This is a genomic window from Frigoribacterium sp. Leaf172, assembly GCF_001424285.1.
In the GTDB taxonomy this organism is placed as follows: domain Bacteria; phylum Actinomycetota; class Actinomycetes; order Actinomycetales; family Microbacteriaceae; genus Frigoribacterium.
In genome coordinates this window covers 727199-748743 of record NZ_LMPB01000001.1, presented here as the reverse complement: position 1 = coordinate 748743, position 21545 = coordinate 727199, and the positions used below count along the sequence as shown (strand labels likewise).

General features: G+C 71.1%; 20 protein-coding genes, 1 tRNA gene and 1 riboswitch. Of the genes, 14 read left to right on the top strand and 7 right to left on the bottom strand.

What is annotated here, in order from left to right; genetic code table 11:
- Positions 1 to 4: 4 nt before the first annotated feature.
- The 9 genes from ASF89_RS03620 (at position 5) to pstB (ending at position 10431) form a co-directional block, all read left to right on the top strand.
- Positions 5 to 1084, top strand: a complete 1080-nt coding sequence (locus ASF89_RS03620) for a hypothetical protein (protein ID WP_055812128.1) — start codon at positions 5 to 7, stop codon at positions 1082 to 1084.
- Positions 1081 to 2409, top strand: a complete 1329-nt coding sequence (locus ASF89_RS03615) for a glycosyltransferase (protein WP_200937087.1) — start codon at positions 1081 to 1083, stop codon at positions 2407 to 2409. Before ASF89_RS03620 ends, ASF89_RS03615 begins: the two co-directional genes overlap by 4 nt.
- A 179-nt stretch (positions 2410 to 2588) precedes the next feature.
- Positions 2589 to 2807 carry a hypothetical protein gene (locus ASF89_RS03610; protein ID WP_200913480.1) on the top strand — a complete coding sequence of 73 codons (219 nt, stop codon included), beginning with the start codon at positions 2589 to 2591 and terminating at the stop codon, positions 2805 to 2807.
- Between the two features lie 177 nt (positions 2808 to 2984).
- Positions 2985 to 5153: an RNA degradosome polyphosphate kinase gene (locus tag ASF89_RS03605; RefSeq protein WP_055800221.1), complete on the top strand. Its 2169-nt coding sequence runs from the start codon at positions 2985 to 2987 to the stop codon at positions 5151 to 5153.
- Positions 5150 to 6091 carry an NUDIX hydrolase gene (locus ASF89_RS03600; protein ID WP_055800218.1) on the top strand — a complete coding sequence of 314 codons (942 nt, stop codon included), beginning with the start codon at positions 5150 to 5152 and terminating at the stop codon, positions 6089 to 6091. The genes ASF89_RS03605 and ASF89_RS03600 overlap by 4 nt, the downstream gene beginning before the upstream one ends.
- A 266-nt stretch (positions 6092 to 6357) precedes the next feature.
- Positions 6358 to 7452: a phosphate ABC transporter substrate-binding protein PstS gene (locus ASF89_RS03595; RefSeq protein WP_055800215.1), complete on the top strand. Its 1095-nt coding sequence runs from the start codon at positions 6358 to 6360 to the stop codon at positions 7450 to 7452.
- A 107-nt stretch (positions 7453 to 7559) separates the two neighbouring features.
- Positions 7560 to 8522 carry a phosphate ABC transporter permease subunit PstC gene (pstC, locus tag ASF89_RS03590; protein ID WP_055800210.1) on the top strand — a complete coding sequence of 321 codons (963 nt, stop codon included), beginning with the start codon at positions 7560 to 7562 and terminating at the stop codon, positions 8520 to 8522.
- On the top strand, positions 8522 to 9628 hold the full coding sequence (pstA, locus tag ASF89_RS03585; RefSeq protein ID WP_055800206.1) for a phosphate ABC transporter permease PstA: 1107 nt from the start codon (positions 8522 to 8524) through the stop codon (positions 9626 to 9628). The genes pstC and pstA overlap by 1 nt, the downstream gene beginning before the upstream one ends.
- Positions 9629 to 9651: 23 nt before the next feature.
- On the top strand, positions 9652 to 10431 hold the full coding sequence (gene pstB / locus ASF89_RS03580; protein ID WP_055800203.1) for a phosphate ABC transporter ATP-binding protein PstB: 780 nt from the start codon (positions 9652 to 9654) through the stop codon (positions 10429 to 10431).
- Between the two features lie 160 nt (positions 10432 to 10591).
- On the opposite strand, the gene ASF89_RS03575 is transcribed toward pstB, so the two are convergent.
- From ASF89_RS03575 to ASF89_RS03565, 3 genes are all read right to left on the bottom strand, one after another.
- A complete protein-coding gene (locus ASF89_RS03575; protein ID WP_082489748.1) occupies positions 10592 to 11470 on the bottom strand; it encodes an anti-sigma factor domain-containing protein in 879 nt (292 codons plus the stop codon).
- Positions 11467 to 12060 (bottom strand): sigma-70 family RNA polymerase sigma factor, encoded by a 594-nt coding sequence (locus ASF89_RS03570; protein ID WP_082475330.1) that lies wholly within the window; start codon positions 12058 to 12060, stop codon positions 11467 to 11469. Before ASF89_RS03570 ends, ASF89_RS03575 begins: the two co-directional genes overlap by 4 nt.
- A 635-nt stretch (positions 12061 to 12695) precedes the next feature.
- Complete coding sequence (locus ASF89_RS03565) at positions 12696 to 13325, bottom strand: hypothetical protein (protein WP_055800202.1); 630 nt, start codon at positions 13323 to 13325, stop codon at positions 12696 to 12698.
- A 117-nt stretch (positions 13326 to 13442) separates the two neighbouring features.
- Here ASF89_RS03565 and ASF89_RS03560 point away from each other — a divergent pair.
- Positions 13443 to 13518: transfer RNA gene (locus ASF89_RS03560), tRNA-Lys, on the top strand.
- A gap of 275 nt (positions 13519 to 13793) precedes the next feature.
- Here the strand turns inward: ASF89_RS03560 and ASF89_RS03555 are convergent.
- Positions 13794 to 14762 carry an aldose 1-epimerase family protein gene (locus ASF89_RS03555; RefSeq protein ID WP_082489747.1) on the bottom strand — a complete coding sequence of 323 codons (969 nt, stop codon included), beginning with the start codon at positions 14760 to 14762 and terminating at the stop codon, positions 13794 to 13796.
- Entirely contained in the window at positions 14759 to 15667 is a 909-nt protein-coding gene (locus ASF89_RS03550; RefSeq protein ID WP_235483966.1) for a DeoR/GlpR family DNA-binding transcription regulator, read from the bottom strand. The genes ASF89_RS03555 and ASF89_RS03550 overlap by 4 nt, the downstream gene beginning before the upstream one ends.
- A 79-nt stretch (positions 15668 to 15746) precedes the next feature.
- Between ASF89_RS03550 and galT the strand changes: the two genes are divergently transcribed.
- Together galT and galK are read left to right on the top strand one after the other, a co-directional pair.
- Positions 15747 to 16850, top strand: a complete 1104-nt coding sequence (gene galT, locus ASF89_RS03545) for a galactose-1-phosphate uridylyltransferase (protein WP_055812125.1) — start codon at positions 15747 to 15749, stop codon at positions 16848 to 16850.
- Positions 16847 to 18052, top strand: a complete 1206-nt coding sequence (gene galK, locus ASF89_RS03540; RefSeq protein WP_055812122.1) for a galactokinase — start codon at positions 16847 to 16849, stop codon at positions 18050 to 18052. Before galT ends, galK begins: the two co-directional genes overlap by 4 nt.
- Positions 18053 to 18181: 129 nt before the next feature.
- Here galK and ASF89_RS03535 read toward each other — a convergent pair whose 3' ends face one another.
- The gene (locus ASF89_RS03535) at positions 18182 to 19072 is read right to left on the bottom strand and encodes a bifunctional methylenetetrahydrofolate dehydrogenase/methenyltetrahydrofolate cyclohydrolase (RefSeq protein WP_055800809.1); all 891 of its coding nucleotides are present in this window, start codon (positions 19070 to 19072) and stop codon (positions 18182 to 18184) included.
- A gap of 122 nt (positions 19073 to 19194) precedes the next feature.
- Entirely contained in the window at positions 19195 to 20472 is a 1278-nt protein-coding gene (glyA, locus tag ASF89_RS03530; protein WP_055812119.1) for a serine hydroxymethyltransferase, read from the bottom strand.
- 38 nt (positions 20473 to 20510) lie between these two features.
- A riboswitch (ZMP/ZTP riboswitch) is annotated at positions 20511 to 20596 on the bottom strand.
- Positions 20597 to 20676: 80 nt separating this feature from the next.
- Here glyA and clpS point away from each other — a divergent pair.
- Together clpS and ASF89_RS03520 are read left to right on the top strand one after the other, a co-directional pair.
- On the top strand, positions 20677 to 20982 hold the full coding sequence (clpS, locus tag ASF89_RS03525) for an ATP-dependent Clp protease adapter ClpS (RefSeq protein WP_055800189.1): 306 nt from the start codon (positions 20677 to 20679) through the stop codon (positions 20980 to 20982).
- On the top strand, positions 20979 to 21536 hold the full coding sequence (locus tag ASF89_RS03520) for a DUF2017 family protein (protein ID WP_055800186.1): 558 nt from the start codon (positions 20979 to 20981) through the stop codon (positions 21534 to 21536). The genes clpS and ASF89_RS03520 overlap by 4 nt, the downstream gene beginning before the upstream one ends.
- The last annotated feature ends 9 nt before the right edge of the window (positions 21537 to 21545 follow it).

The following is a 21545-nucleotide window of genomic DNA, read 5'->3' as shown; positions in this document are numbered from 1 at the left end:
TCGCGTGCCCACCCCTCTCTGCATCGTCGTCGGACCCCCGTCGCACGGCGTCACCGCGTACGCGTCCGACGTCGCGGACGCCCTGATCCGCCTCGACCCCGACGCCCCGAGGCTCGACGTGGCCACGGCGGGTCTCGCCGAGGCCGCGGTCGTCGAGGGCCGCCCCGAGCGGGTGCACCTGCACGTGACCGACAAGCTCCTCGGGTCGTCGCTCGAGTGCGCCGCCGAGCGCATCGAGCGGATCGCCGCGGCGACCTCGCTCACGATCACCCTGCACGACCTCCCCCAGCCCTCGGATGGGGAGACCGCCGTGCACCGGCGTGCCGCCGCCTACCGGCGGATGGCCCGGGCGGCGCACGGCGTCGTCGTCAGCAGCGAGCACGAGCGGTCGCTGCTGGCCGAGCACGTCGACGACGCCCTCGACCGGGTGCTCGTCGTGCCGCTCGGCACGAGGCCCGGCGCGCCCTTCGCGGCGGACGGGGCGACGGGCGCGGTGCCCCGACCCGCGCCTCCCGCGTCCTCCGCCCCCGACGGGGTCGGGCTGCGCGTCGTGATCGCCGGGTACGTCTACCCGGGCAAGGGGCACGACGACGCGATCGCCGCCTGCGCCGAGCTCGTGCGCCGGGGTGACGTCGGGGCCGCGACGGTGGTCGCCCTCGGCGGTCCGTCGACCGGGCACGAGCGCGACGTCGAGGTCCTGTCCGACTCCGCCTCGGCGCTCGGCGTCCGCTTCGAGGTGACCGGCCGACTCGACGACGACGCGTACGCGGCCGCGTTCCACGCCCCCGTCGTGCCGCTCGTCGCCCACCGTCACTGGTCGGCCTCGCGGTCGCTGCTCGACTGGGCCGAGCAGGGCCGACGCGCCGTCGTCGCCGACACCCGCTACACCCGCGAGATGGACGCCCTCCGACCCGGCAGCATCGCCCTCTACGACCCCGAAGCGCCCGGCGCCCTGGCCGCCGCCCTGCTCGCCGCGCACCGCGACCCCTCGTCGACCGCGCTGCCGACCGGCACCTCGCTCGCCCCCGACCTCGACGACGTCGCCGCCGCCCACCTCGCCTGGTGGCGCGAGGTCGCCCCGTGACCCGGTCGATCGACCTCGGGCCCATGCCACGACGGGGGCGTGGGCGGGCCCTGCCGGGGAACCGCTGGGACCTCCTCGACGGCGAGACGCCGCCCACGCCTCCCTCGGTCACCGTCGTCGTGGCGCACTACCGGCAGCAGGCGCAGCTCGACCGCACCCTGCTCGCCCTCTCGCGGCAGGACCACCCCGCGTCGCGCCTCGAGATCGTGGTCGTCGACGACGGGTCGCCCGAGAAGCCGCGCGTGCCCGACGGCGTGCGCCTCGTCGTGCAGGAGGACCGCGGCTTCCGACTCGCGGCCGCCCGCAACCTCGGCGCCTCCGTCGCCGACGGCGAGGTGCTGTGCTTCCTCGACGCCGACACCGCACCCGAACCCGGCTACGTGCGCGAGCTGACGAGGCTGCCGGCCCTCGCCTCCGACGTGGTCGCGGCGGGCCGTCGCCGTCACGCGGCCCTCGACCGGGCAGCCGAGGAGGCGCGGGTCGAGGAGGTCGCGCCGGGTCTCGAACTCGACGAGCCCGGCTGGCTGCGACGCGCCCACGCCGAGTCCCGCGATCTGCTCGACGCCGACGACCGCTCGTACCGCTTCGTGATCGGCGCGGTGACCGCGTGCTCGGCCGACCTGTTCGCCGACACCGGGGGCTACGACGAGGGCTTCACGCGGTACGGCGGCGAGGACTGGGAGTGGGCCTACCGCGCCTGGCTCGCCGGCGGCGTGCTCGCCCACGTGCCGTCCGCCGTGGCCTGGCACGACGGACCGGAGTGGTCGGGGCGCGACCTCGAAGACCGCCAGCGCGCCAAGAACGCCGAGACGCTGCTGCTGGCCGACCTCGTGCCCGTGCCCGGCTCGCGCGGCCGGGGGCTGCGCGGACGGCACGTCGACGTCGCCGTGCACGGACCGACGACGGGCGGCGACGCCGCGCGCTTCGTCTGCGTCGACTCGATCGCGGCGGAGCTGCCCGAGGCGTCGGTGGTCGCGGAGATCGGAGCGGCGGGCGTCGGGCGGGCCGACGCCGGGCAGGCTGTGGACGGGCGGTCGCTCGATCGGGTGCGGGTCGACGTCGTCGTCGAGGGCGACCCTGTTCGGGTGCGCGACGGCGAGCTCCGCCGGGCGGTCGACGAGCTCGACGGCCGCGGCCCGGGCTCGATCACCTACGTCGACGGATCGGGGGTCGCGCTGCTGACGGTCGCCTCGCGACGTGGGGCGAACCGGCGTCGACGCTGGCAGGCCGAGGGGCTCGCCGAGACCGTCGTGCGGCACAGCCCGTCGATCGCCCGGATCGACGACGAGCCCGACGTCGAGGGGTACGTCGGCGGCTGGCGATAGCTGCCGACGTGCGGTCGACCCTCGGCCAGGGGTACAGAACGGGGTACATCTCGCCTCGGCAGGCGCTACTCCCCCCGGGGTACGGGATCTGGCACCCCGCTCTCAGCACCGAGGAGTGGATTGGGTCTCGCACGGAACCGCATCGCATCGGACCTCGACCGCAGCATCAGGAGATCATCATGAACCCCGTCAAATTCATCTCGGACCTCGGCGTCCAGAGCAAGCACGCCTACTGGGGCGGCTTCGCCTCCATCGTCATCGCCCTCGTCGCCTGGGCGGCCTCGCAGGGCAAGGACTCGTCGGACAAGGCTCAGTCCGACCGCTGGGGCATCTTCATCGGCCACTGGGCCCCCACCTTCTTCGCCCTCGGCCTCGCGCTGAAGCAGGAGGAGAAGTAGGCCGCACCCTCCTCGTCCCATCGGACGACACCGCCTCGGCGATGTCCTCCGGTGGGACGTCGTCGTCCAGGAGGCGCGGTGCCGGAACACGCCCTCCCCACCTGAGCGTCGCACCGCGTCATCCACCGTTCACCTGGGCGGCGGCGGAAGGGGCCCGGGCGGTGGCACGATAGGACGATGGACAGCGAACCCCGAGTCGACGGCGCCGGCGTCACCCCCGACTTCCTCGACGACTTCGACGAGATCGTCAGCTTCGAAGACGGCACCCTCCCCGCCGAGCGGTACCTCGATCGGGAGCTGAGCTGGCTCGCCTTCAACCAGCGGGTGCTCGAGCTCGCCGAAGACCCGGCCACGCCGCTGCTCGAACGGGCGAACTTCCTGGCGATCTTCGCCAGCAACCTCGACGAGTTCTTCATGGTGCGCGTGGCCGGCCTGAAGCGCCGCATCGCGACGGGCCTGGCCGTGCCGACGAACGTCGGCCGCGGCCCCACCGAGGTCCTCGCCGACATCAACAAGAAGGCGCACGAGCTGCAGGAGCGCCACGCGCGCGCGTTCCTCGACATCGTCAAGCCCGACCTCGACGAGGCCGGCATCCACGTCGAGAAGTGGTCCGACCTCGAAGAGGCCGACCGGGTCCGCATGCGCGAGATCTTCACCGAGCAGATCTTCCCCGTGCTCATGCCGCTGGCCGTCGACCCGGCCCACCCGTTCCCCTACATCTCGGGGCTCTCGCTCAACCTCTCGGTGCGAGTGCGCAACCCCAAGACCATGCGACAGGAGTTCGCCCGTCTCAAGGTGCCGCAGATGCTGCCGCGCTTCGTGCAGCTGCCCGACGACGAGTCGGGGCGCGTGCGGTTCATCCCCCTGGAGGACCTCATCGCGAACCACCTCCAAGACCTCTTCCCGGGCATGGAGGTCGTCGAGCACCACGTCTTCCGCGTCACCCGCAACGAGGACGTCGAGGTCGACGAGGACGAATCCGAGAACCTCATCCAGGCCCTCGAGCGGGAGCTGCTGCGTCGCCGCTTCGGTCCGCCGATCCGTCTCGAGATCACCGACGACATGGATCCGGTCACCCTCGAGCTGCTGATCCGCGAACTCGACGTGACCGATCAGGAGGTCTACAAGCTGCCGGCCCCGCTCGACCTGACCGGCCTGTTCGAGATCACCAAGATGTCGCGCCCCGACCTCAAGTACCCGAAGCACCTGCCGACGACGGCCGTTCAGCTGCAGCCGACCGAGCCGAACATGAAGCCCGACATGTTCGCGAGCATCGCCCGTCAGGACGTCCTCGTGCACCACCCGTACGAATCGTTCGCGACCAGCGTGCAGGCGTTCCTCGAGCAGGCGGCGGCCGACCCGAACGTGCTCGCCATCAAGCAGACCCTCTACCGCACGAGCGGCGACTCGCCGATCATCGAGGCTCTCATCGACGCCGCCGAGTCGGGCAAGCAGGTGCTCGCGCTGGTCGAGGTCAAGGCCCGGTTCGACGAGCAGAACAACATCACCTGGGCCCGCAAGCTCGAGAAGGCCGGCGTGCACGTCGTCTACGGCCTCGTCGGTCTGAAGACCCACTGCAAGCTCGCCCTGGTCATCCGCCAGGAGAAGGGCACGCTGAAGCACTACACGCACATCGGCACGGGCAACTACAACCCGAAGACCAGCCGCATCTACGAGGACATGGGGCTGTTCACCTCCGACGACCAGGTCGGAAAGGATCTGACGCGGCTGTTCAACGAGCTCTCCGGCTACGCCATCGAGAAGAAGTTCAAGCGTCTGCTCGTCGCCCCGCGCTATCTGCGCCGCGGTCTGCTCAAGCAGATCCAGAACGAGATCGAGAACGCTCAGGCCGGTCGCCCCTCGGGCATCAAGATCAAGATCAACTCCATCGTCGACGAGCAGATCATCGACGCCCTCTACAAGGCCAGCCAGGCCGGGGTGCCCGTCGACGTCTGGGTGCGCGGCATCTGCACGATCAAGCCGGGTCAGCCCGGTCTCAGCGAGACCATCCGGGTGCGCTCCATCCTCGGGCGCTACCTCGAGCACTCGAGGCTCTTCTGGTTCGCGAACGACGGCGACCCGCAGCTCTTCATCGGCAGCGCCGACATGATGCACCGCAACCTCGACCGCCGCATCGAGGCGCTCGTCCGACTCACCCAGCAGAACCACCTCGACGAGGTCGCCTCGCTCTTCGAGAGCGCCATGAGCGACGAGACCGCCTCCTGGTGGCTCGAGGCCGACGGCACGTGGACGCGTCACTCGCGCGACGAGACGGGCAAGCCCCTGATCGACCTGCAGAACGCCCTCATGAAGCAGATCAACCAGCGGAAGCGGAGCAGCCGGTGACCATCACGCCGACGACCGTCGTCGCCGCCGGCGCCGTCCTGTTCCGGTTCGTCGACGGCAAGGCGCGCGTCCTGCTCATCCACCGCGACCACCACGGCGACGTCTCGCTGCCCAAGGGCAAGGTCGACCCCGGCGAATCGACGCCGCAGGCGGCCGTCCGCGAGATCCGCGAGGAGACCGGCTACCGGGTCGCGCTCGGGGCGCCGCTCGGACACGTCGAGTACGTCATGCCCGGGGGCCGCGACAAGATCGTGCACTACTGGGCCGCCGAGGTCACCGACGAGGCCTTCGTCGCCGCCGGCGACTTCACCCCGAACAGCGAGGTCGGCGCGATCGAGTGGGTCGGCCTCGACAAGGCCCGGGCCAAGCTGACCTACGAACGCGACGCCGACGTGCTCGCCCGCTTCGCGGATCGGGTCGCCACGAAGCGCGCCCGCACCTTCGCACTCGTCGCGCTGCGGCACGCCAAGACCACCGCCCCCGGCGACTGGAGCGGCTCGGACGCCACACGACCCCTGCTGCCCGCCGGTCGCCGACAGGCCAAGTCGATCGCGCCCGGCATCGCCGCCTGGGCGCCGCAGCGCATCGTCAGCAGCACGGCGGCCCGCTGCCTCGCCACGCTCGAGCCGCTGTCGGCCCTGACCAGGGTCGGGGTGAAGCAGACGGACGCCATCAGCCAGGACAGCTTCGAGCGCGGGTCGGACGACGTCCAGGGCGTGGTCGCGAAACGACTCAAGAAGCGGACGACCGCGGTGCTCTGCAGCCACGGTCCCGTGCTGCCCGAGCTGATCCGCCAGATCGCCCTCGCGACCAAGGGTGGCGACCGGCTCGACCTGCGCCGAGCCTCCTCGTTGTCGACCGGCGAGTACACGGTGCTGCACGTCTCGACCGACGACGCGTCGCTCGTGGCCGTCGAGACGCACGGCCCGGTGGCCTGACCCGGTCGCGCGCCGGGGTGGGCGGGGCCGCCGACAGGGTGCGCGGCATCGGTGCTGCACGGCTCGCGGAGGTGCCGGGCGGGCGCCGCTTCGAGGCCCCCTACCCGAGGTGCTCGCGACGGGCTGTCGGCGGTGCCGATGTTGGCCCGTCGTTCACCTGCCGTTCACCGAGACGGGCGACCGTGGTCAACCAGCCGACGTAACGTCGCGCCGGGGCCGGAAAGCGGCCCCTTGCAGTCACCACCACCCCGCAAAGGACCTCACACTTGAATCTCAAGCGCACCGGCAGCCTCGTCGCCATCGCAGCGGTCGGCACCATGCTCCTCGCCTCCTGCGCCACCAACGAAGGCGGTTCCGCCGGTGGCTCCGAGGGCGGCTCGGACCTCTCCGGCACGATCTCGGGCATCGGCGCGTCGTCGCAGCAGGCTGCTCAGGAGGCCTGGGTCGCCGGCTACCAGACGGCCAACGAGGGCGTCACGGTCAACTACGACCCCCAGGGCTCCGGCGGCGGCCGCGAGAGCTTCATCTCGGGCGCGGCGGCGTTCGCCGGTTCCGACCGCCCCTTCACCACCGACGAGATCTCGTCGAGCACCTTCGCGGGCTGCACGCCCGACACCGGCATCGTCGAGCTCCCCGCGTACGTCTCGCCCATCGCCGTCGTCTTCAACCTCGACGGCATCACCGAGCTGAACCTGTCGCCCGCCACGATCGCCGGCATCTTCAACCTGTCGATCACCAGCTGGGACGCCGACGAGATCGCCGCCGACAACCCCGGCGTCGACCTGCCCAGCACGCCCATCACGGCCGTGCACCGCGCCGACGACTCGGGCACCACCGAGAACTTCACGGACTACCTGAACAAGACCGCACCCGACGTGTGGACGACCGAGGCCGACGGCGTCTGGCCCACCACCGACGGCGAGGGCGCCACCGGCACCTCGGGCGTGATCGACGCGGTCGGCAACGGCACCGGCACCATCGGCTACGCCGACGCCTCCCGCGCCGGCGACCTGGGCGTCGTCAAGGTCAAGGTCGGCGACGAGTTCGTCTCGTTCTCCCCCGAGGCCGCCGCCGCGATCGTCGACGAGTCGCCGGAGGAGGAGGGCCGCACCGAGGGCGACATCGCCATCGCGATCGACCGCACCACCGACGCCGCCGGCGTCTACCCGATCGTGCTCGTCAGCTACCTGATCGCCTGCGAGTCCTACGAGGACGCCGAGCAGGGCGAGCTCGTGAAGTCGTACCTCAGCTACGTCACCAGCGACGAGGGCCAGAAGGTCGCCGCCGACGCGGCCGGCTCGGCCCCGATCTCGAGCACGCTGTCGACGCAGGTCGCCGGCGCCATCGAGCTCATCAAGTAGCACCCGCTGCACACGACTGGCCCGGGGACGCACCGAGTGCGTTCCCGGGCCGTCGGCCTGAACCGCCCCGCTCGACTCGAACACCGATCACCCGGAGGATCCGTCCGATGACCGCCCCCGCTACGACCTCGGCGCCTCCCCACGCGCCACGACCCCGGCGTCGTCCCGCCGATCGGATCTTCTCGGGCAGCACGATCGTCGCCGGCGGGCTGATCCTCGCGATCCTCGCCGCCGTCGCGCTGTTCCTCGTCGTGCAGAGCATCCCGGCTCTGACCGCGGACCCCGAGGACATCTCGCTGTCCGGGTTCCCCGACTCGTTCTGGCAGTACGTCGGCCCTCTGGCCTTCGGAACGGTCTACGCCGCGGCCCTCGCCCTGCTCATGGCGCTGCCCGTCGCCATCGGCATCGCGCTCTTCATCTCGCACTACGCGCCCCGTCGCCTCGCCCAGGGCCTCGGCTACATCATCGACCTGCTCGCCGCCGTGCCGTCGGTCGTCTTCGGACTGTGGGGCAGCATCGTGCTCGCCCCCGCGATCCAGCCGTTCTACACCTGGCTGGTCGACACCTTCGGCTGGTTCCCGCTGTTCGCCGGGCCGGTGTCGGGCACGGGACGGACGCTGCTCACCGCCTCCATCGTCCTGGCCGTCATGATCCTGCCGATCATCACCGCGCTCAGCCGCGAGGTGTTCCTCCAGACCCCCGTGCTGCACGAAGAGGCGGCGCTGGCCCTCGGCGCGACGCGCTTCGAGATGATCCAGATCGCCGTGCTGCCCTTCGGCCGCCCGGGCATCATCTCGGCCGCCATGCTCGGACTCGGTCGCGCGCTCGGCGAGACGATGGCCGTGGCCCTCGTGCTGTCGCCCGCGCTGGTGATCAACCCGGCCATCCTGACCTCGACGAACTCGTCGACCATCGCGGCCAACATCGCTCTGCGGTTCCCCGAGGCGCACGACATCGGCATCAACACCCTCATCGCGACCGGCCTCGTGCTGTTCGTCATCACCCTGATCGTCAACTCGATCGCGCGCTTCGTCATCAACCGCCGCAAGGCCTTCTCGGGAGCGAACTGATGGCCACGACCACCACCCCCACCGCGAGCGGCGTGCGTCGCGAGAGCCAGGCCGTCAACACGCTGACGACCGGTCGCCTGCCCAAGTTCGCCCCGCTGGTCATCCTGCTCGGCAGCTGGGTCATCATGGGCGTCGTCTTCGCCCTGCTGCAGGCCGCCGGCGTCACCGAGGGCTTCAACTGGGTGCCCGCGATCATCCTCGGGACGGTCCTCTACGCCGCCCTCGTCTTCGTCGTCGCCCTGCAGGTCGAAGGCGTCCGCCGCGCGAAGGACCGCGTCGTCACGACCCTCGTCGGCGCCGCCTTCATCATCGCGCTCGTGCCGCTCGTGTCGCTGCTCATCACGGTCGTCACCGCGGGGTCGGGCCGCTTCGACGCCGACTTCTTCAGCCAGTCGATGCGCAACGTGGTCGGCGCGGGCGGCGGCGGTCTGCACGCCATCACGGGCACCGTGCTCATCACCGCGTTCGCCGCCGTCATCTCGGTGCCGATCGGCCTGCTGACGGCCATCTACCTCGTCGAGTACGGCACGGGCCGTCTGGCCCGCGCGATCACGTTCTTCGTCGACGTCATGACCGGCATCCCGTCGATCGTGGCCGGCCTGTTCGCCTACGCCCTGTTCGTCATCTTCTTCGGCGAGGGCGTCCGGATGGGCGCCGCCGGCTCGGTGGCCCTGGCCGTGCTGATGATCCCCGTGGTCGTGCGCAGCACGGAGGAGATGCTGAAGCTCGTCCCGAACGAGCTGCGCGAAGCGGCGTACGCGCTCGGCGTGCCGAAGTGGCTGACGATCCTCAAGGTCGTCCTGCCCACCTCGATCGCCGGGATCACGACCGGCGTCATGCTCGCCATCGCGCGCATCATCGGCGAGACCGCCCCGCTGCTCATCACCGCGGGCTTCACGGCGAGCATGAACTACAACCTCTTCGACGGACGCATGCAGTCGCTGCCCGTCTTCGCCTACAGCTCGTATGTGAGCCAGGGCACCGACGCGGCCGCGTACATCGACCGTGCGTGGGCCTCGGCGCTCACCCTCATCCTGATCGTCATGGCGCTGAACCTGCTCGCCCGACTGATCGCCCGACTCTTCGCCCCCAAGCTCGGCCGCTAGGCCAGGAACCACCCGGAGGAACCATGTCCAAGCGCATCGAGGTCCGCGACCTCAACGTCTTCTACAGCAAGTTCAAGGCCGTCGAAGACGTCAACATCACCATCGAGCCCCGCACGGTCACGGCGTTCATCGGCCCGTCCGGCTGCGGCAAGTCGACCTTCCTCCGCACGCTGAACCGCATGCACGAGGTCATCCCCGGCGCGTACGTCGACGGCGAGGTGCTGATCGACGGCAACGACCTCTACAGCCCCGGCGTCGACCCCGTGCTCGTCCGCCGCCAGGTCGGCATGGTGTTCCAGCGCCCGAACCCGTTCCCCACGATGAGCATCCGCGACAACGTGCTGGCCGGCGTGCGGCTCAACAACCGCCGCATGTCCAAGGGCGACCAGGAATCCCTCGTCGAGAAGTCGCTGCAGGGGGCCAACCTGTGGAACGAGGTCAAGGACCGCCTCGACAAGCCCGGCTCGGGTCTCTCGGGCGGCCAGCAGCAGCGTCTCTGCATCGCGCGCGCCATCGCGGTCTCGCCCGACGTCGTCCTGATGGACGAGCCCTGCTCGGCCCTCGACCCGATCTCGACCCTCGCCATCGAGGACCTCATCGAGGAGCTCAAGCAGGAGTACACGATCGTCATCGTGACCCACAACATGCAGCAGGCCAGCCGCGTCAGCGACAAGACGGCCTTCTTCAACATCGCCGGCACGGGCAAGCCCGGCAAGCTCATCGAGTACGACGACACCGCGACGATGTTCTCGAAGCCCAGCGTCCAGGCGACCGAGGACTACGTCTCGGGTCGCTTCGGTTGATCCGAGCCCGCTGAGCCGAGGAGGCGCCCCACCGGCAGGTGGGGCGCCTCCCGTCGTCTCGGTGGTCGCGTCACGCAGAACCGCCCCGTCGCTCGCGCGACGGGGCGGTTCTGGCAGTGCTGGGTGGTTCAGGTGGTGCGGCCGATCGATCGTCTCGTCGTCACGCGCTCGGCAGGGCGACGATCGGATCGGTCGTCGGCTGGTCGGATCCGCCGACCGGCTCGACGGTGATGCCGACGACGTCGCCGGGCGACATCTCGCCCTTCAGCACCTGGGTGACGGCGGAGTCGGTCGTCGTGTCGAACGTGCCGGCCGGGACCGCGCCGTCGTCGCCGATGTACCAGAGCTCGTAGGTGCGGTCACCCGGCAGCGACGTCAGACCGTCGGCCACGATCGCGCTGCGCTGCAGCTCGTTCGACCAGACGAGGGTGGCGGTGCCGCCGGTGCTGACGTCGGCGACGGCGCGCTGGAAGTCGGGAGCCGCGTAGATCTCGTCGAGAGCCGACGCGGTGGCCTCCTGGGACTGACCCGGACCGCTGACGGCCGAGATGACGGCGCCACCGCCGAAGAACAGGGCCGCTGCCGCGGCTGCGGCACCGAGGATGGCGGCGGGACGGGTGAACCACCGACGCTCGGCGGCGCCGGTCGGACGCAGCACCCGCGCCTCGGTCTCGCTCGGCTCCATCTCGGGGACGGGACGACGCTGGGGGGCGACCCGCTCGTGGTCGTCACCCGCGCCTCCTGCGGTCTCGGGGGCGACGATCTGCTGCGGGGGCAGCTGCGCCGTACGGGCGATCTTCTCGAGGAGCGAGCTCCGCAGCTCGGCCGAAGGTGTCACCGGCGGTGCCGCGTGAGCGAGCAACAGTGCTGTCTCGCGCAATTCGGCCACTTCTCTCTGCATGTCTGTTGACCCCTCGAGGAACTCCTCGAAGGTGTGACGCTCGTCGTCGGTCAGAGCGTCGAGCACGTAGGCGCCGGAGAGGTTCTCGGGCGCGTCGCCGACACCATCGGTGCCGGTCGGTTCGTCGCGGTTCGTCATGAGGCAACCCCCATCTCGTCGCGAAGTCGGATCATTCCGTCGCGGAGTCGTGTCTTGACGGTGCCGATCGGCACCCCCAGCATGGTCGCCACCTCGCTGTGGCTGTAGCCGCCGTAGTAGGCGAGCTGCACGGCTTGTCGTTGGAGCTCGGTCAGTCGCGCCAGCGCCCGTTCGACCCGCTCGTGCTCGATGCGGATCTCGACCGACTCGGTGACCGAGTCGAATTCGGGCGACATGTCGCGGACGCCGATGCGCAGGTCGCGATCGCGGCCGGCCTGGGAGGCGCGGACGCGGTCGACGGCCCGTCGGTGGGCCATGGTGAGCATCCAGCTCGCAGCGCTGCCGCGCGTCGTGTCGAACCGTGCGGCGGTCTGCCAGATCTCGAGGAACACCTCTTGGGCGACCTCCTCGGACTGCGAGTGGTCTTTCAGGAGGCGCTTGATCAGACCCAGCACCCGGGGCGCCGTCTGGTCGTACAGTTCGGCGAAGGCGACCTGGTCTCCGCCGGCGACCCTGTGCAGCAGCTCATCAGGCGTCGACGGCGTCGCAGCCTCGGGCATCTCGGTGTCTCGGGTCACGAGCTTCAGCATGTCAGGGTTCACCTCCGTATTCGTCTCATCGGGTGGATCGCAACGTGATCGCGATCCGGATCCGAGTCGTGCGGGCCTGGTCGGCCCACGGTCTGCGCACTCACGCCGGGCAGCGTGGGAGGTGACCGTCCCCCCGCGGAGCGGACCGTCTGGGATGGTAAGAACGCCGGAGGCCCCGCGGAGGGAGCGGACCACCGACCGGGACTTAGGGAGAACCCGACCGGCGGGGGAAGCTCGTTCCCTCACGTCTATGGTTCGGCACGAGCTCGCACGCGGATTGGGCGGATCTGTGATCGACACCCGGTGAGCCACGGCGGCGGACGCGTGAGCGCGTCGTCTCGGAGCACATCATCCGTGGCGGAGACGGCGAGCCCTGACGGGACGGGGACGGCGAGCCCTGACGCGGCGGAGACGGCGAGCCCCGTCGGTCCTGAGACGAGGGTGCCGGGCCGCAGAAACGCCTCTCGGCGCGAGGCCGCTCGAAGCGGCTAAATTTGGAGCCCGGGGTTACTGCGGCCCGACGAGGATCGATGTTACCCGCTGGATCGCGTGCTCGCCTCGGCGTTCGCCGGGTGCGAAATCGGCGACAGGATCCGTCTGACGGCTTGCGTCGGGCGGGCAGCGCGAGGCAGGGGTCAGTCGAGGCTCTCGGAGCGCCAGAGGTGCGCGCAGGCGACGAGATCGACACCGAGCTCGGAGAGGCGGAGGGCCCGGCGGGTCAGGTCGGAGGCGTGATCCGAGCCGATGGAGTCGTGGTCGTCGGCGAGGCTCGTCGCCCCGGCCGAGGCCAGTCGGCAGAACGCGGCGCCGCGCTCGAGCGCGGTCGCGAAGTCGCCCACGAAGACCCCCCGCAGGATGAGGTCGGCGAGCTCGAGGATCTCTTCGGGGCTGGCCGGCGCCGGCGCCCCCGCCACGACCGGGTCGATCGTCGACGACGTCTCGACCCCGCGCTCGAACAGGAACGTGATGTCCGCCGGGTTCTGCCGGATGACCGCGCGCACGAGGTAGATGCGCCACAGGGCGCCCGGCAGCGTGTGGGCGCCGGCATGGGCCCACAGCTCGGCGACCGCGTCGATGCCGTGCAGATCGGTGTAGGTGACGAGGCGATCGAGGATCTCGGGCGACGGGTCGTTCTTGACGCGCGCGACGAGGGCCGCGGCCGACTCGTGGGCGACGCGGTTGATCGTCGCCGGGTCGTCTCCGCCCTGGAAGGCCTCGAACTCGGCGCCGGAGAACTGGGTGGGGCGGTGAAAGTCTCTGGACATCGCGTCAACGATAGGCGCGACCCCTGACACCCGGTCGAGATGCCGCTCGCCGGGCCCGCGGACCCGGAGGGCGACCAGGCGGCGACGGGGTGTGCGATCCCGTATTGTTGACGCCGAGGGCCTCTAGCTCAGTTGGTAGAGCATCGGACTTTTAATCCGCGGGTCATGGGTTCGAGCCCCATGGGGCCCACCATCCCGCCGTCGGATCGACATCGGTCGCCGTGCGCGCGTCGCCTCGCACGGCTCGACAGACCGCACCCCCGGTCCCAGCGCGAGCGTCGAGACCAGGGGCACGATGCACCAGGCGTGCGGGGTCGCCATTCGGATCAGGAAAAGAGCGACCACCAGCGATGCCGGGCGACTGTCGTCCGGTAACCAGCCGGACGCCAACACGCTATCGCGATTTCCGATGCAGAGGAATCCTTACGGCCAGACTGCGCATAAAGGACAGAATCGACTCGACCGGGGTCAGCCCCGGGTCCGCCGAATGCCCCACCGGGCCGACCAGGTGTCGCCCTCGTCGAGCCAGACGAGCCCCTCGCCGGTCGCCAGCGCGTTGGCCGGGGCCGTCATGGGCTCGGCCGCGACCGCCAGACCGGTGACGCCGCCGCGCGGGAAGCTGCGGGGCGTGAACACCTGGACGTACGGGAACGCAGCGTCCTGCCAGAGCTCGGTCGTGCAGCCGTCGGGTGCCGTGAGACGGGTCCGCCGGATGCCCTCGGCGTCGGGCGCGACGTCGCGGTAGCCGGCGTCGATGTCGAGGTCGCCGACGAGCGGCCCGCCCGAGAGGTCGTACGACGTTCCGGCCACCGGCGTCGTGCCCGTCGGGATGCTCCGCTCGTCCACCTCGTAACGGGTCGCCGCCTCGAGGGTGACCCGCAGCGTCGCGACGTCGTGGTCGCCCACCCGGAGGAAGGGATGCGCGCCCACGGCGAAGGGGGCGCGCCCGCGACCGACGTTGATCACCGTGTGCGTGACGACCATGCCGTCGCTCACCAGCTCGTGCCGCACGGTCGTGTCGAGCTGGAACGGGTAGCCGTGCTGCGGATGGACGGTCGCTCCGAGGGTGACCGCATGACGCTCGACCTCGACCGGCCGGTAGGCGGTGTACCTCAGGAGGCCGTGGCTGGCGTTGCCCTTCGCGACCTCGGTGATGTCGAGTCGCTGCTCGACCCCGTCGAGCAGCCACCGGCCGCCGTCGACCCGGTTCGGCCAGGGGAACAGCACGATGCCGCACGCCGACGGCGGGGTCTCGTGCTCGGCGAACGTCTCGGTCAGCGCATGCCCGTCGACCGACAGCGCGCGGATGCCCGCCGCCACCTCGGTCACGATCGCCGAGACCTCGTGCCCGGCCTCGTCGAGCGCCAGACGGTACTGCGCACCCGTCGGCGGATGGGGCCGGCCCGTCGTACGGCTCTCGGTCGATGCGTCGCTCATGTCGCGCCTCCTGTGTCGCCAGCTTGCTCGGTGTCGTCGTCGTGCGCCCGGCCGGGATCGGCACGATGCGGGCCCGCCCGCTCGGGTTCGAGTCGGTCGTCGTCTCGGTCGGCCTCGATCACCGTCAGACCCGAGGCCCGGAGTCCCGCCACGTGCTCGGGCTCCGCCGCCGCGGTCACCAGCGCCTCGAACGTGCCGAGCGGGGCGATGACGCCCAGATGCGCCTCGCCCAGCTTCGCGCCGTCCGCCACGAGGTACGACCGCCGGGCGGTCTGCGTCATCAGGCGCTTGAGGTCGGTCTCGGGGAGGTTCACGTTGGTGGCGCCGTGCGCGGTGTCGACGCCGGTGCAGCCGATGAAGGCGACGTCGGCGGTGATGTTCGCGAAGACGCTCGTCGCCAGCGGATTGACGAGCGAGTGCTGCAGGGGCCGCAGCGTGCCGCCCGACACGATGACGGTGAAGCGCGGCACCGCCTGCTCGAGCGCGAGCGCGATCGTCAGCCCGTTCGTGACGACGACGACGTCGTGCAGCTCGTCGCGCTCGAGCAGCGCCAGGGCGATCTGGGTCGTCGTCGTGCCGACGTCGATGACGACGCAGTCGCCCGATCGCACCAGGGAGGCGGCGGTCACCCCGATCGCCCGCTTGGCCTCGATGCCCACCGAGCTCTCTTCTTCGAACGGGCGCTCGACGACCGGCCGGTCGAGCGACAGCGCACCCCCGTGCACCCTCGACAGCAGACCGTCGGACGCGAGACTCTCGAGATCCGTGCGGATCGTGACCTCCGACAGCCGGAACTCGCGGGCGAGCTCGGCGGTGCGCACGAACCCGCGACGGCCGACGAGATCGGCGATGCGGTCGCGACGTCGCTCGCCCGGAAGCTGCTCGTCGTTCGGGTTGGCGTTCACCCCGTCATTTTCGTATGCTTTCAGGTGCTTTCGCAAATGCAAATCCCGCTGTGCGAAGCACGATCGAGGAGGCTCCCCCATGGCGTCGATCGCCACCCGCACCACGGTGCTCGCCGACGGGCGCGAGCTCATCTACTTCGACGACGCCGACACCGCCCTCGGGCCGGACCGCCGGGCCGACGCGCGCGTGCTCGACCCCCGCCCCGACACCGCGACGATGCGTCAGGACGTCCTCACCGGCGACTGGGTGTCGATTGCGGCCTCCCGCCAGAACCGGGTGTTCCTGCCCCCGGCCGAGCTCGACCCGCTCGCGCCGGCGACGGCCGCCAACCCCTCCGAGATCCCCGACATGTACGACGTCGCGGTGTTCGAGAACCGGTCGCCCTCGTTCGGGCCCCTCCTCACCGACGACGAGGCCCCCGAGGGCGTCGACGACCTCGCCCGTCTCGGCATGGGCCGCACCCGGCGCAGCGTCGGCCGCTGCGAGGTCGTCTGCTTCAGCCCCGAGCACGAGGGCTCGTTCGCCGACCTCAGCGAGTCGCGTGCCCGCACGGTCGTCGAGGCGTGGGCCCACCGCACCGAGGCCCTCTCGGCGCTGCCCGGCATCGAGCAGGTGTTCCCCTTCGAGAACCGCGGTCAGGCCATCGGCGTCACCCTGCACCACCCCCACGGCCAGATCTACGCGTACCCCTACGTCACCCCCCGGACGCTGAGCCTGCTCCGCAGCATCGACTCGTACGGGCCCAGCCTCTTCGCCGATCTGCTCGACAGCGAGCGGAACGGCCCGCGGGTCGTGCTCGCCGGCGAGCACTTCACGGCGTTCGTGCCGTTCGCGGCGCGCTGGCCCATCGAGATCCACCTGCTGCCGCACCGTCACGTGCCCGACTTCGCCGGGCTGACCTCGGACGAGCGCGACGAGCTCGCGATCATGTACCGGCGCCTCCTGAGGGGTGTCGACGCCCTGTACGACGACCCCACCCCCTACATCTCGGCCTGGCACCAGGCGCCCGTGACCGTGGGCCGCGACACCGTGCGACTGAATCTGCAGATCACGTCGCCTCGTCGGGCCGAGTCCCGGCTCAAATTCCTGGCCGGCTCGGAGGCAGCGATGGGAGCCTGGATCGGCGACCTCGTCCCCGAGGGCCAGGCCGAACTGATCAGAGAGGCGATCGAACGAGCATGACCGACACCACCGCACCCCGCCGGTTCTCCGACGTGTTCGACACCGAGATCGTCGGCCGCTGGTCGGCTCCCGGCCGGGTGAACCTCATCGGCGAGCACACCGACTACAACGACGGCTTCGTGCTGCCGTTCGCCATCGACCGGCGCACGACCGTCACCGTGGGGCGGCGCGACGACCGCCTGCTGCGGGTCTCGTCGTCGTTCGAGGCCGGCGTCCACGAGATCTCGCTCGACGCGCTCGACCCGGCCGGCATGTCGGGCTGGTCGAGCTACGTCTTCGGCATCGCCTGGGCGCTCTCGATCGCCCCGACCCGCGCCGACTCCCCCGCCTTCTCCGCCGCCGGCGGCGACGCCACGGGCATCGACCTGTCGACGGCGACCGGGCTCGACCTCTTCGTCGAGTCCGAGGTGCCCGTCGGCGCCGGCCTCTCGTCGTCGGCCGCCCTCGAATGCTCGGTCGCGCTCGCCTTCGCCGAGCTCTGGTCGATCGACGTCAACCGCTCGACGCTGGCCGCCGTCGGGCAGCTCGCCGAGAACGAGGCCGTCGGCGCCCCCACCGGCATCATGGACCAGTCGGCGTCGCTGCTCGGTCGGCTCGACTCGGGCGTCTTCCTCGACTGCCGCAGCCTCGACGCCGACGTCGTCGAACTGGGCTTCGCCGCCGCCGGCCTCGAGGTGCTCGTCGTCGACACGAGGGTCGAGCACGCGCACGCGACCGGCGGCTACGTCGACCGCCGCGCCTCCTGCGAGCGAGGCGCCGCCGCCCTCGGGGTGACGTCGCTGCGTGACCTCGACGTCGACGACCTCGCCCGCGCCGGGGAGGTGCTCGACGACGAGACCTTCCGCCGCGTCCGCCATGTCGTGACCGAGAACCAGCGCGTGCTCGACACGGTCCGCACGCTCCGCACGGACGGCGCACGAGCGATCGGGCACCTGCTCGACGCCTCGCACGTCTCGATGCGCGACGACTTCGAGATCTCCGTGCCCGAGCTCGACCTCGCGGTCGCGACGGCCCAGGCGAACGGTGCGCTCGGCGCGCGGATGACGGGCGGCGGCTTCGGCGGCTCGGCGATCGCCCTCGTGCCGAGCGAGTCGCGGGCCGCGATCGAGCAGGCCGTGGTCGAGGCGTTCGCCCAGGCGGGACACGCTGCACCGACCGTCTTCACGGTGACCGCCGCCGAGGGTGCCCGCCGCGACGCGTAGCCCCGCGCGCTGGGCGCTGGGCGCTGGGCGCTGAGCCCTGGGCGCTGAGCGCCATAGCTCCAGGTTGTGGACACGACGCCCGGTTTAAGCGTGGCGGCGTAGCCAGGGGCGGGCCGGCGCCGGGGCGGGTCAGCGCTCGGCGGCCTCGACGACGTTCTTCAGCAGCATGGCCCGCGTCATCGGCCCGACCCCGCCCGGGACGGGCGACTGGAACCCGGCGACCGACGCGACGGCCGGGTCGACGTCGCCGCGCAGTCGGTACCGGCCGGTCTCCTCGTTCAGCACCCGGGTGATGCCCACGTCGATCACGGCGGCGCCCGGCGCGATCCAGTCGGGCTGGACGAGCCCGGCGACGCCCGCGGCCGCCACGACGATGTCGGCCCGGCGCACCTCGGCCGCGACGTCGACCGTGCGCGAGTGCGTCAGGGTCGCCGTCGCCTCGAGACGGGTCAGCAGCAGACCCAGGGGCCGCCCGACCGTCAGACCCTGACCGATGATCGTCACATGCCGCCCGGCGATCGGGATGTCGTAGGCGGTGAGCATCTCGACGATGCCGCGCGGCGTGCACGGCAACGGGGTGTCGATCGAGCCCTTGCCCCCGGGCACCGCGAGCACGAGCTCGCCGAGGTTGACGGGGTGCAGGCCGTCGGCGTCCTTCGCCGGGTCCATCAGCTCGAGCATCGCCGTGGGGTCGATCCCGGCGGGCAGCGGCAGCTGGATGATGAAGGCCGTCACCGCGGGGTCGCCGTTCATCGTCTCGATGGCGCCGCGGATGTCGGCCTCCGACGCCGTCTCGGGCAGGTCGATGCGGATGGACTCGATGCCGACCTCGGCGCAGTCGCGGTGCTTGCCGGCGACGTAGGACAGCGATCCGGCGTTCTGGCCGACGAGGATCGTCCCCAGCCCCGGCGCGATGCCGCGCGCCTTGAGCGCATCGACCCGCACCCGCAGATCGTCCTTGACGGCGGCGGCCAGAGCAGTGCCGTCGATGCGGATCGCCGTCGACTCGTCGCCCGGCACGAACCGCTCCCGCGGCGGCCCGGTCACGGCGCCCGCAGCCGCATCGCCCGCGGACGCATCGCCGATCGCCGGGTCGCCGGCAGCCCCCGAGGAGGCGCGGGTCGACCCGGTCACGCCCGCCGTCACGCGTAGAGGGGGAACGCGTCGGTCAGCGCCTTCACCCGCGCCGCGAGCGCGGCGATGTCGGGCTCGGGCATCAGGGCGAGGGCGATGATGTCGGCGACCTCGGTGAACTCGACGTCGTCGAAGCCGCGGGTCGCGAGGGCCGACGTGCCGATGCGGACACCGGAGGTGGTCATCGGCGGGCGAGGATCCCACGGCACCGAGTTGCGGTTGACGGTGATGCCCACCTCGTGGAGGAGGTTCTCGGCCTGCTTGCCGTCGACCTCGGAGGCTCGCAGGTCGACGAGCACGAGGTGCACGTCGGTGCCGCCGGTGAGCACGTCGACCCCCGCGGCCTGGGCGTCGGCCTGCATGAGACGGGCCGCGAGCAGCTGGGCTCCGCGGATGGTGCGCTCCTGGCGGTCCTTGAACTCGGGCTCGGCGGCGAGCTTGAAGGCCGTGGCCTTGGCGGCGATGACGTGCATCAGGGGGCCGCCCTGCTGCCCGGGGAACACGGCCGAGTTGAGCTTCTTGAACAACGGCTCGTGGTTCGACAGGATGACGCCGGACCGCGGGCCGGCGAGCGTCTTGTGCACGGTCGACGAGACGACGTGCGCGTGCGGCACGGGCGACGGGTGGAGGCCCGCGGCGACGAGACCGGCGAAGTGGGCCATGTCGACCCAGAGGTATGCGCCGACCTCGTCCGCGATCGCTCGGAAGGCGGCGAAGTCGAGCTGACGCGGGTAGGCGGACCAGCCGGCGATGATGACCTTCGGCTTGTGCTCGATGGCCTGACGGCGGACGACGTCCATGTCGATCAGGTAGGTCTCGGGGTCGACCTCGTAGGCGACGGCCTTGTACATCTTGCCCGAGAAGTTCAGCTTCATGCCGTGGGTCAGGTGACCGCCGTGCGAGAGCTCGAGACCGAGGATCGTGTCGCCGATGTCGGCCAGCGCGGCGAGCACGGCGGCGTTGGCCTGGGCTCCCGAGTGGGGCTGCACGTTGGCGAAGTCGGCACCGAACAGCGACTTGGCGCGCTCGATCGCGAGGTTCTCGGCGACGTCGACGTACTCGCAGCCGCCGTAGTAGCGGCGACCCGGGTAGCCCTCGGCGTACTTGTTGGTGAGGACGGAGCCCTGCGACTCGAGCACCGCGCGGGGCACGAAGTTCTCGGAGGCGATCATCTCGAGGTAGTCGCGCTGGCGACCGAGCTCCTGCTCGAGCACGGCGGCGATCTCGGGGTCGACGACCGAGAGCGGCTCGTTGAAGGTAGACGGGAGTTTCTGGTTGACGGTCATGGGGCTGCTCCTCGGCACACGGGACGGACGGGATCTGGTGTCGTGGCCCAGGCGTACGGCCACCAACCGTGTGTCAGTCGCTCCCCGATGGTCGACCATCTGAACGCCAGTCGCGACAGTCCCCAGCATAACGCGGCCGCCTGACACCGGGTAGGCCCGGGCGACCGTCGGCCTGCGGGACCGCCGCCGTGACACCCTGGTGGCGTGGACACGCATCTCGACGAACGCACCGGCACCGAGGCCGAGAGCGACCTGCGCCTTCTCGAGGCCCCCGACACCCCCTGGGTGACCCTCGTCTGGGACGACCCGGTGAATCTGATGTCGTACGTCACGTACGTCTTCTCGACCTACTTCGGCTACCCCGTCGCCCAGTGCGAGCGGCTCATGATGCAGGTGCACACGACCGGCAGGGCGACCGTGGCGACGGGCCCGCGCGAGACGATGGAGCGGCACGTCGAGGCCCTGCACGACTTCGGCCTCTGGGCGACCGTCTCGAAGGCCGGCGAATGATCCCGTTCCGGCGCGATCGCGACGGCGACGACGTGCTGCTCACCCTGCCCGAGCACGAGCGCGCGCTGCTGATGGACCTCACGCGGCAGGTCGTGCAGATGCTCGAGCACGGCGACGCCGCGGATCCGGCCATGGTGCGCCTCCTGCCGTCGGCCTACCCGGACGACGACGAGGCGGCCGCCGAGTTCAGACGGTTCACGGCCGACGACCTGACCGGACGCAAGATCGCCAACGCGCAGGTGGTGCTCGCGACCCTCGCGGCCCCCTCCGCCGACGCGACCGAGGGCGCCACGAGCGACGACGCCACCACACCGAGGAGGCGCGGGTCGAGATCTAAGGGACCTCGCGCCGATGAGCGCCGGCTCGACACCGCCGCCCAGCAGGCCTGGTTGCGGAGTCTCACCGATCTGCGCCTGACCCTCGGCACCCGTCTCGGGATCACCGACGAAGGGCTGCCGAGCGGAGCCGAGTCGCACCTCCAGGCGATGCACGCGGTCTTCGACTGGCTCGGCTACCTGCAGGAGTCTCTGCTGCAGACGCTCACGCGCCGCTGAGCGCGCGTC

Coding starts and splice junctions, on each gene's coding strand:
- ASF89_RS03520 (WP_055800186.1), top strand. CDS start 20,979: ATGATCCCGTTCCGGCGCGATCGCGACGGCGACGACGTGCTGCTCACC.
- ASF89_RS03555 (WP_082489747.1), bottom strand. CDS start 14,762: ATGAGCGACGCATCGACCGAGAGCCGTACGACGGGCCGGCCCCATCCG.
- pstB (WP_055800203.1), top strand. CDS start 9,652: ATGTCCAAGCGCATCGAGGTCCGCGACCTCAACGTCTTCTACAGCAAG.
- glyA (WP_055812119.1), bottom strand. CDS start 20,472: ATGACCGTCAACCAGAAACTCCCGTCTACCTTCAACGAGCCGCTCTCG.
- galT (WP_055812125.1), top strand. CDS start 15,747: ATGGCGTCGATCGCCACCCGCACCACGGTGCTCGCCGACGGGCGCGAG.
- pstC (WP_055800210.1), top strand. CDS start 7,560: ATGACCGCCCCCGCTACGACCTCGGCGCCTCCCCACGCGCCACGACCC.
- ASF89_RS03605 (WP_055800221.1), top strand. CDS start 2,985: ATGGACAGCGAACCCCGAGTCGACGGCGCCGGCGTCACCCCCGACTTC.
- ASF89_RS03575 (WP_082489748.1), bottom strand. CDS start 11,470: ATGACGAACCGCGACGAACCGACCGGCACCGATGGTGTCGGCGACGCG.
- galK (WP_055812122.1), top strand. CDS start 16,847: ATGACCGACACCACCGCACCCCGCCGGTTCTCCGACGTGTTCGACACC.
- ASF89_RS03570 (WP_082475330.1), bottom strand. CDS start 12,060: ATGCTGAAGCTCGTGACCCGAGACACCGAGATGCCCGAGGCTGCGACG.
- ASF89_RS03610 (WP_200913480.1), top strand. CDS start 2,589: ATGAACCCCGTCAAATTCATCTCGGACCTCGGCGTCCAGAGCAAGCAC.
- ASF89_RS03565 (WP_055800202.1), bottom strand. CDS start 13,325: ATGTCCAGAGACTTTCACCGCCCCACCCAGTTCTCCGGCGCCGAGTTC.
- pstA (WP_055800206.1), top strand. CDS start 8,522: ATGGCCACGACCACCACCCCCACCGCGAGCGGCGTGCGTCGCGAGAGC.